Below are 567 nucleotides of genomic sequence, written 5' to 3' on the forward strand. Positions count from 1 at the left end.
GGAAGGTAACTGTTTAGCCTGAGCGAGCACGTGCCAGAGTTGTTCGTTTCTTGAAATCGGTCCATGATGCTGATCATGACAAAACTGCGCCCCCTTCCAGATCTTTCCAAGCTTTCCGCCACGGAAAAGGATCGCCTCATTCTTCGCTTGCATGCGCGCGTGCGCGCAGAGCACGCTAAGCTCGATGCCGCGGAATCGGCGCATTGGCGCCCTGATCGCCCACGGTTTTTGGCAGGCGAAGCGAACAAGACGCCGCCGGCCAAGCCCGGGGACGACAGCGAGTAAATTTGATGTTTGCGATGTGGCGACGCAGGTCGTCGACGACATGAGGTGGGGCGCTTACTGTTCGCCGTTCAGGGTGAGCAAGCGGCCGGGACGATGGGGTTGCCAGCAAATGCGCGGCGCATCGCGTCGAGCATCCCGTGACCTTGCTTGTGTAGTGTGGCAAGGCAGGTGCGGATAACGCAGAAGTGCCGGGCGCCTTCGAGTGTGCGGAAGCAGCCGGAGATTTTTTGCTTCACTTTTGGCATCCGCACGCTCTGTTCCCCGGTGTTGTTTGTGAAGGGC

At 59.3% G+C, this 567-nt stretch carries 1 protein-coding gene and 1 pseudogene; one reads left to right on the forward strand and one right to left on the reverse strand.

What is annotated here, in order from left to right; translation table 11 throughout:
- Window positions 1–63: 63 nt before the first annotated feature.
- The gene (locus F2P45_RS34420; RefSeq protein ID WP_166882682.1) at window positions 64–285 is read left to right on the forward strand and encodes a hypothetical protein; all 222 of its coding nucleotides are present in this window, start codon (window positions 64–66) and stop codon (window positions 283–285) included.
- A gap of 68 nt (window positions 286–353) precedes the next feature.
- Here F2P45_RS34420 and F2P45_RS34425 read toward each other — a convergent pair.
- Window positions 354–567, reverse strand: a pseudogene (locus F2P45_RS34425) (IS66 family transposase); the annotation flags it as partial.

This window comes from Massilia mucilaginosa, from assembly GCF_011682145.1.
In the GTDB taxonomy this organism is placed as follows: Bacteria; Pseudomonadota; Gammaproteobacteria; order Burkholderiales; family Burkholderiaceae_D; genus Telluria_A; species Telluria_A mucilaginosa.